Raw genomic sequence first — 7,417 nt, forward strand, 5'->3', positions numbered from 1 at the left:
GCTTACTCAATCTTTGATGCCTCTATTTGCAGAAAAAGGAATGGACTGGATGATAAAATAGGCATCTACTACAGCTTTAGACTTGATTTTACCTAAATAATCGAGACTTACACCCGTGCAAATATTTGCATTATATGAAATAGGATCATAATATTGCCCGGTAGCTCCTTTATCCAGACCTTCTACTGTCTGAACCAAGGTACGACCCATCACCGAAGCTACTTTTTCGGCATGCTCATTCATTTGTCTGTCTAGGCTTTTTCCTATACCATCAGCAAGTTTTCCTGCTGCATCTGTTGCTTTTTCACCAACTCGGGCACCGTGTTCGTCTACAGCCTCGGCAACACCTTCTATAGCATTTATACCGGTTTCTGTAACTTTTTTTGTTGCTTGTTTTACACAGCCCGAACAGGAACTAAGGGTTGTTATAATAGCGGAAAGGATAATAAGTGATAAGATCGTTAATTTTCTCATGTGATTAAAATATGTGTTAAGCTTAATAATAAATCGTAAAAAACAAAGATAGAGAATTTGAGTTAGATAGACTAATAAATAAAAAGAGGCTGAATAAAAACAGCCTCTTCATACGTATAATATTGAAATCAATAATTAGTTATTTTCTGGTCTCAATTTTCTCACAACTGCTCCTGTACGCCACATTTCGCTTTCACGAAGAGCTTTTAGTTCTTCTTCTAGTTTTTCACGATAGTCAGGTTTAGAGTTGGTATCGATAGAGCGTTGTGCTTCATTACCGTTTGCTACTTCTGAATATAATTTGGCAAATACAGGTTTTGTTGCATCATGGAAAGGTACCATCCAGTCTAGTGCACCACGTTGTGCTGTAGTAGAACAATTTGCATACATCCAGTCCATTCCTTTTTCTGCAAATAGAGGCATCAAAGATTGAGTAAGCTCTTCTACAGTTTCGTTAAATGCTTCGGACGGTGAGTGACCGTTTTCACGTAACACTTCATATTGAGCAAGCAGGATACCTTGTATAGCACCCATCAATGTACCACGCTCACCCGTAAGGTCAGAATATACTTCACGTTTGAAATCTGTTTCAAACAAATATCCCGAACCAACGCCAATACCCAGAGATACAGTTCTTTCGAATGCACGACCTGTAGCATCCTGGAAGATAGCATAGCTTGAATTCAAACCGCGACCTTCGAGGAACATGCGACGAAGACTTGTTCCTGAACCTTTTGGAGCAACAAGAATTACATCGATGTCGGCAGGAGGTACAATTCCTGTACGTTCTTTATATGTAATACCAAACCCATGAGAAAAGTAAAGAGCTTTTCCGGCAGTCAGGTAAGGTTTAAGACGTGGCCACACTTCTATCTGAGCAGCATCAGACAATAGATATTGTATGATAGTACCTTTGGCTGCAGCTTCTTCGATATCAAATAATGTTTCGCCCGGAACCCATCCGTCTGCTATTGCTTTTTCCCATGTTTTGCCACCTTTTCTTTGTCCTACGATTACGTTAAACCCATTATCTCTAAGGTTTAATGCTTGTCCCGGACCTTGTACGCCATAACCGATAACAGCAATGGTTTCATTTTTTAATACTTCTCTTGCTTTTTCCAAAGGGAATTCTTCACGGGTAACTACTTTTTCTACTACCCCGCCAAAGTTCATTTCTGCCATAATTTGTTTTTATTAAATAAAATATTTAGGTTCAAAATTGTTTCCATATAATACGGGTCGAGCATACACTCGTTTCTCCGTCTTTCATTTCTAAAATAAAATTAGAATCTTCTTCTTCTCTTTTGAATATATCCAACTTGGAGCCGTAGTGCCCTTCGGATATATAATTTATCTCAATCCGTCTGATTTCTTTATCCTTGAACATATCTATATCAAACACATCTACAAAATGTTCAATATACTTCATACTGTTCAGGTGTTTATTGATATCCACATCGCTATATTTTACAATAAACTCATCCGCTTTTTCATAATCATCCTTCAACGCTGAGATTTTGCTCAATCCCTCTATCGGACATTCTTTTTCCGTATAGATATAATCAGACAACCCATCCAGCTCTGTCAGATTGGTCGGTTTACGAGTTTTAAGATCTATTGAAGCCCATAGTGATCTCGCATAGCCCATTGTTTTTCCCTCAGAGTCTTCGAAAGTAAAATGACGCTCTGTGAACAATCTGTTTACACTAACAATCCACGTCTTGATTATCATGTTAGTATCGTTTTTCGGATATTCGAACAGCTCGATTGCCATTCGGGACAAAACCCAGACTCGCTGCTGAGAAGTCATTGATGAGTATCCAAACCCACGTTCATCGGCATGCTTTGTTGCTGCTTGCAGCATAAAACCTCCAATCATGGGCAAAGTGGCTCTGCCTCTGAAATCGGTTAAGTATGCATCGATCGTAAATTCGTATCTTCCTATAGGAGCAAACATTAAATATAGTTTTGAATGGATATATTAATTTGTGTCTTGCGATTTATGTCTTTTATCTAACTCCGCTAGCATGTCGCTTAATCTCTCAACTTTCGATTTTGTAATCGCTATCCGACCCGAACGTATAAATTGCAGAACCCCAATACTTTTACTCAGTTCTTCGAATAGATCTTGAGTCTCTTTATAGTGTCCTGTTTTTTCTAAAACAACACAGTTTTCATTTATGTCGAGAATATGCGCATTATGTTTGCGGATAAGCTCTTCTACCGATTCTATCTTAAGAAAATCGGGAGTAGATAGTTTATAGAGAGCTATTTCTTGATGAATAAGCTCTTCATCGGTATTGTAATACGCTTTCAGTACATCTACTCGCTTATCTATCTGAAGTACAACCTTTTTTACAACATCTTCGTCACAAAAAACTGTGATGGTAAACTTATGTATGCCTTCTAAGGCTGAAGCAGAAACAGATAGAGTCTCAATATTCAATTGACGACGAACGAATACACTGGTTACCTGACTTAACAGACCAACGGTATTCTCTGAAAATATAGTTATCGTATATAATGTTTTATCTTGCATAAGATTTATTTTTACAACTGTAATATTAGACAGTTTCAAATTTAACGAATCTCATCAATATAATGAACTTATTCGTTCCCTAATAATATATTTGTAACGCAAGTACCGGCAGGAACCATCGGGTAAACCATGCCTTTAACCTCTACCTGTACGTCTAGCAAATAAGCGCCTTTGTGATTCAGCATTTCTTTTATTGCTCCGTCCAATTCATTGCGGTCGTCCACCTTCTTTGCCGGAATATTGTATGCTTCAGCTATTTTCACAAAATCAGGATTATTCATCCGGGTTTCAGAATATCTTTCATCAAAGAATAATTCTTGCCACTGACGTACCATTCCCAAGAAGTGGTTGTTCAATATAATGATCTTAACGTCAACGTTATATTGCATGATCGTACCTAACTCCTGTATGGTCATCTGAATACCTCCATCACCAACAAAAAGGCATACAGTGCGATCGGGCGTTCCGTATTTTGCACCTATCGCAGCAGGTAATCCAAAGCCCATTGTGCCCAGCCCTCCTGATGTAACCACACTACGGCTTTGGTTGTACTTGAAGTAGCGTACAGCCATCATCTGATGTTGACCTACATCCGTAACCAATACAGCATCGTGGTTTGTAGCTTCGGATACTTTATTGATAACTTCACCCATCTTCAACTGTCCCGATGTCGGATATAGTTCGCTATCTATGACAACGTCGTACTCTCTTTGGTAACATGCTTTAAACTCTCCAAGCCATTCGCTATGCGTGGCAGGAGTTAGTAATTCTGTCACCTTTGGTAGCGTATCCTTTACATCTCCCAGTACACGTGCTGTAACAGATACATTCTTGTTTATTTCAGCTTTATCTATATCAAAGTGGATTACTTTTGCTTGTTTTGCGTACGTCTTAAGATCTCCCGTTACACGGTCGTCGAAACGCATGCCAATACCAATAAGTACATCACATTCGTTTGTTTTCTGATTAGGCCCAACATTGCCATGCATACCTAGCATTCCAATCTGTAAAGGATGGTCGGAGGGTATGGCAGATAGTCCCAATACCGTAGATGCCGCAGGAATGCCGGCCTTTTCGAGAAAAGCAAGCAATTCTTTTTCTGCTCCACCCAAAATAACACCCTGTCCCACAAGTGCTAGAGGTTTTTTTGCACTGTTTATTATTTGGGCAGCTACTTCCATTTCTGATAGTTTTACTTCGGGTTTAGGCTGATAGCTACGGATAAAATCAACTTTTTTGTATTCCGATTTATCCATTTGCCCAAACTGAGCATCTTTGGTTATATCCAGAACTACCGGTCCGGGTCTTCCTGTTGACGCTATATAGAATGCCCTAGCTACTGCCGATGGGATATCTTCGGCTCTGCGAATCTGATATGCCCATTTGCATACAGGCTGTGTAATGCCTACTACATCTGCTTCCTGAAAGGCATCACTTCCTAGTAAGGAAGAAGCAACCTGCCCGGATATAACAACTATAGGTGTGCTATCTATCATTGCATCAGCAATTCCTGTTACGGTATTGGTTGCACCGGGACCCGAGGTTACCAGCGCAACGCCAACTTTACCTGAAGTGCGAGCAAACCCTTGAGCAGCATGCGTAGCACCTTGTTCGTGGCGAACAAGAATATGATTTATTTTATCTTTATAATGATATAAACTGTCAAATACGGGCATTATGGCTCCGCCCGGATACCCGAATATGGTATCTACACCTTCACTCAACAAAGATTGAATAAGGGCTTCACTTCCTGTAATTTTATTTTTATCCATGATATTTGTCTCTATTTTGTGCTGTATTATTCAATGATTCTTATTCCACCTAAATCGGCCGAACTAACCATGCTTGCATAAGCGCGCAATGCTTTGGATACCGTACGATTACGATTTGGTTTGAATGCATCTTTACCTTTGGCAAGCTCCTCTTGTCGGCGTGCTTCCAGTTCTGCATCGGATATGCGTACATCGATAGAACGATTCGGAATATCTATATCTATAATATCTCCGTCTTTAACCAAGCCGATAGCGCCACCTGATGCAGCTTCGGGAGAAACGTGTCCAATAGAAAGACCTGATGTTCCACCCGAGAAGCGTCCGTCTGTAATAAGGGCGCATTCTTTACCCAGATGCTTAGATTTGATATATGATGTAGGGTAGAGCATTTCTTGCATACCCGGTCCTCCTTTAGGTCCTTCGTATGTGATGACAACAACATCGCCGGCTTGTACATCGCCTTTCAATATTCCTTCACATGCTGCATCCTGAGAGTGGAAAACTTTGGCTGTTCCCGAAAATTTGAATATGCTTTCATCTACACCCGCAGTTTTTACAACACATCCATTCAGGGCGATGTTACCTTTCAGTATAGCCAATCCTCCGTCTTTGGTATATGCATGCTCCATACTGCGGATACAGCCGTTTTCTCTGTCGGTATCGAGAGTAGCGTAGCTACTGTTTTGAGAGCCCATTACAAGATTAAACTTATTTCCGGGTGCTGATTTATATAAATCCTCGGCGGCTTTTTCCGGATTAGCTTTTGTTATATCATATTTGTCTATAGCTTCAGCAAGAGAAAGTCCGTCGATTCGTGAAACGGCAGTATTAATCAACCCACCTTTATTCAATTCGTTCAAAATACCAAGTATCCCTCCTGCACGGTTGACATCTTGTATATGGTATTTTTGAGTATTAGGAGCTACTTTGCACAAACATGGTGTTTTGCGCGACAGTTTGTCTATATCGTCCATTGTGAAGTCTACTTCGCCTTCTTGTGCTATAGCTAGCAGGTGAAGGATTGTATTTGTAGAACCTCCCATTGCTATATCTAATGTCATAGCATTAAGAAAAGCCGTTTTGGTAGCTATATTTCTGGGAAGTACCGATTCATCACCGTCTCTGTAATAACGATAAGCATTATTTACAATCTGTTTTGCAGCATCCTGGAATAATTTCGATCGGTTTGCATGCGTGGCAACGATTGTTCCATTGCCCGGTAATGCAAGCCCTATGGCTTCGTTCAGGCAGTTCATCGAGTTAGCTGTAAACATGCCCGAACAAGATCCGCATGTAGGACATGCCGCACGTTCTATGGCGTTTACTTCTTTATCGGAAACGGTATCATCCGCAGCTTTTATCATCGCATCTATCAGGTCGAGGTGTTTATTGTCAAGCTCTCCTGCTTCCATTGGTCCTCCGGATACAAATACAGTTGGGATGTTTAATCTCATAGCTGCCATCAGCATACCGGGAGTGATCTTGTCACAATTGCTGATACATACCATTGCATCTGCTTTGTGAGCATTCACCATATATTCTACACTATCTGCAATCAAGTCTCGTGATGGAAGAGAATATAACATTCCATCGTGTCCCATGGCAATACCATCGTCTATAGCTATGGTATTAAATTCGGCAGCAAAGCATCCCAAAGCTTCAATTTCTGCTTTTACTTTCTGACCTATATCATGAAGGTGTACGTGTCCCGGGACAAATTGAGTAAATGAATTGACGATAGCAATGAGAGGTTTTCCCATTTGTTCTTCTTTCATGCCATTGGCTCTCCATAGGGCTCTAGCCCCGGCCATACGCCGTCCTTGTGTACTAGTCGAACTTCTTAATTCAAATCCCATAACAATTATACATACAGTTAAAAAAAAACCTTTCCCATTGAATGAGAAAGGCCTATGTTAATTTCCTTATTATATACTTAACTTAATATACATACCTTTCTCATTTATTCTGACCGACGAGGAGAATATCAATGAGACTGAGGATATGTAAAAAGCAATTTGTCATTATTTCGCTATAAAAGTGATCACAAAGTTATAAACTTTTTTTTAAAAACAAATTTTATCCCATTTTTTTTAAGTTGACTAGGAAACTAGTCATTAAATATCTCTTAATAGATCGGCTTCAGCACTTGTAATTGATGTTACAATATTCGTGTAAAATTGTCTAATGGTAGAGGTTTTCGAGTGTGTATAAAGTGACAGTATAAAACCTCTATAAAAAGTGTCACTTTTGTCACCTTTTGTTTGTATGTTATTTATATTTAGTATGTTGTGTTTTGTGTGGTTTGTCACTTTTTGAGAGCAATATTTACATTGAGTTGATATGAGGTATTAAATGTTTAGGATTGATAAAATTTATATATTATATCCATATTATAAACACGTTGCAAATACAACACAACAATAATTTTATTAATTTTGCATCCCAATTAAATTTTTTACAGTGCTAAAATTATCCATACTACAACAGATTTTTGAGACTCACAAAAATATACCCGCACTTTCTAAGTCGTTTAGCACAAACAAATAGCAGCTATCTGTCTTATGAAACAAAGCTGTAGCAAACATAGACGCTGACGAACCCTGCAAACCTTTAACATAGATATCTTTATGCT

Annotated in this window: 6 protein-coding genes; all 6 read right to left on the reverse strand. The window is 39.2% G+C overall.

Translation table 11 applies throughout. The features are described from left to right. Window positions 1-6: 6 nt before the first annotated feature. Window positions 7-474, reverse strand: a complete 468-nt coding sequence (locus LDB17_RS13330; protein WP_393925074.1) for a hypothetical protein — start codon at window positions 472-474, stop codon at window positions 7-9. Between the two features lie 135 nt (window positions 475-609). Continuing rightward, a complete protein-coding gene (gene ilvC / locus LDB17_RS13335) occupies window positions 610-1,656 on the reverse strand; it encodes a ketol-acid reductoisomerase (RefSeq protein WP_135106081.1) in 1,047 nt (348 codons plus the stop codon). A gap of 31 nt (window positions 1,657-1,687) precedes the next feature. Beyond that, window positions 1,688-2,431: an acyl-[acyl-carrier-protein] thioesterase gene (locus LDB17_RS13340; protein ID WP_252637425.1), complete on the reverse strand. Its 744-nt coding sequence runs from the start codon at window positions 2,429-2,431 to the stop codon at window positions 1,688-1,690. 24 nt (window positions 2,432-2,455) lie between these two features. Next, a complete protein-coding gene (gene ilvN, locus LDB17_RS13345) occupies window positions 2,456-3,013 on the reverse strand; it encodes an acetolactate synthase small subunit (protein ID WP_006843975.1) in 558 nt (185 codons plus the stop codon). A 68-nt stretch (window positions 3,014-3,081) separates the two neighbouring features. Further along, a complete protein-coding gene (ilvB, locus tag LDB17_RS13350) occupies window positions 3,082-4,785 on the reverse strand; it encodes a biosynthetic-type acetolactate synthase large subunit (protein ID WP_252637424.1) in 1,704 nt (567 codons plus the stop codon). A 26-nt stretch (window positions 4,786-4,811) separates the two neighbouring features. Then, a complete protein-coding gene (gene ilvD / locus LDB17_RS13355) occupies window positions 4,812-6,641 on the reverse strand; it encodes a dihydroxy-acid dehydratase (RefSeq protein WP_252637423.1) in 1,830 nt (609 codons plus the stop codon). Between the last annotated feature and the right edge of the window lie 776 nt (window positions 6,642-7,417).

The organism is Dysgonomonas sp. Shenzhen-Wh21, from assembly GCF_043392705.1.
Classification (GTDB): domain Bacteria; phylum Bacteroidota; class Bacteroidia; order Bacteroidales; family Dysgonomonadaceae; genus Dysgonomonas.

Bases quoted from the DNA above. Each gene is read 5' to 3' on its own strand.
- LDB17_RS13330 (WP_393925074.1), bottom strand. From the start codon at position 474: ATGAGAAAATTAACGATCTTATCACTTATTATCCTTTCCGCTATTATA.
- ilvC (WP_135106081.1), bottom strand. From the start codon at position 1,656: ATGGCAGAAATGAACTTTGGCGGGGTAGTAGAAAAAGTAGTTACCCGT.
- LDB17_RS13340 (WP_252637425.1), bottom strand. From the start codon at position 2,431: ATGTTTGCTCCTATAGGAAGATACGAATTTACGATCGATGCATACTTA.
- ilvN (WP_006843975.1), bottom strand. From the start codon at position 3,013: ATGCAAGATAAAACATTATATACGATAACTATATTTTCAGAGAATACC.
- ilvB (WP_252637424.1), bottom strand. From the start codon at position 4,785: ATGGATAAAAATAAAATTACAGGAAGTGAAGCCCTTATTCAATCTTTG.
- ilvD (WP_252637423.1), bottom strand. From the start codon at position 6,641: ATGGGATTTGAATTAAGAAGTTCGACTAGTACACAAGGACGGCGTATG.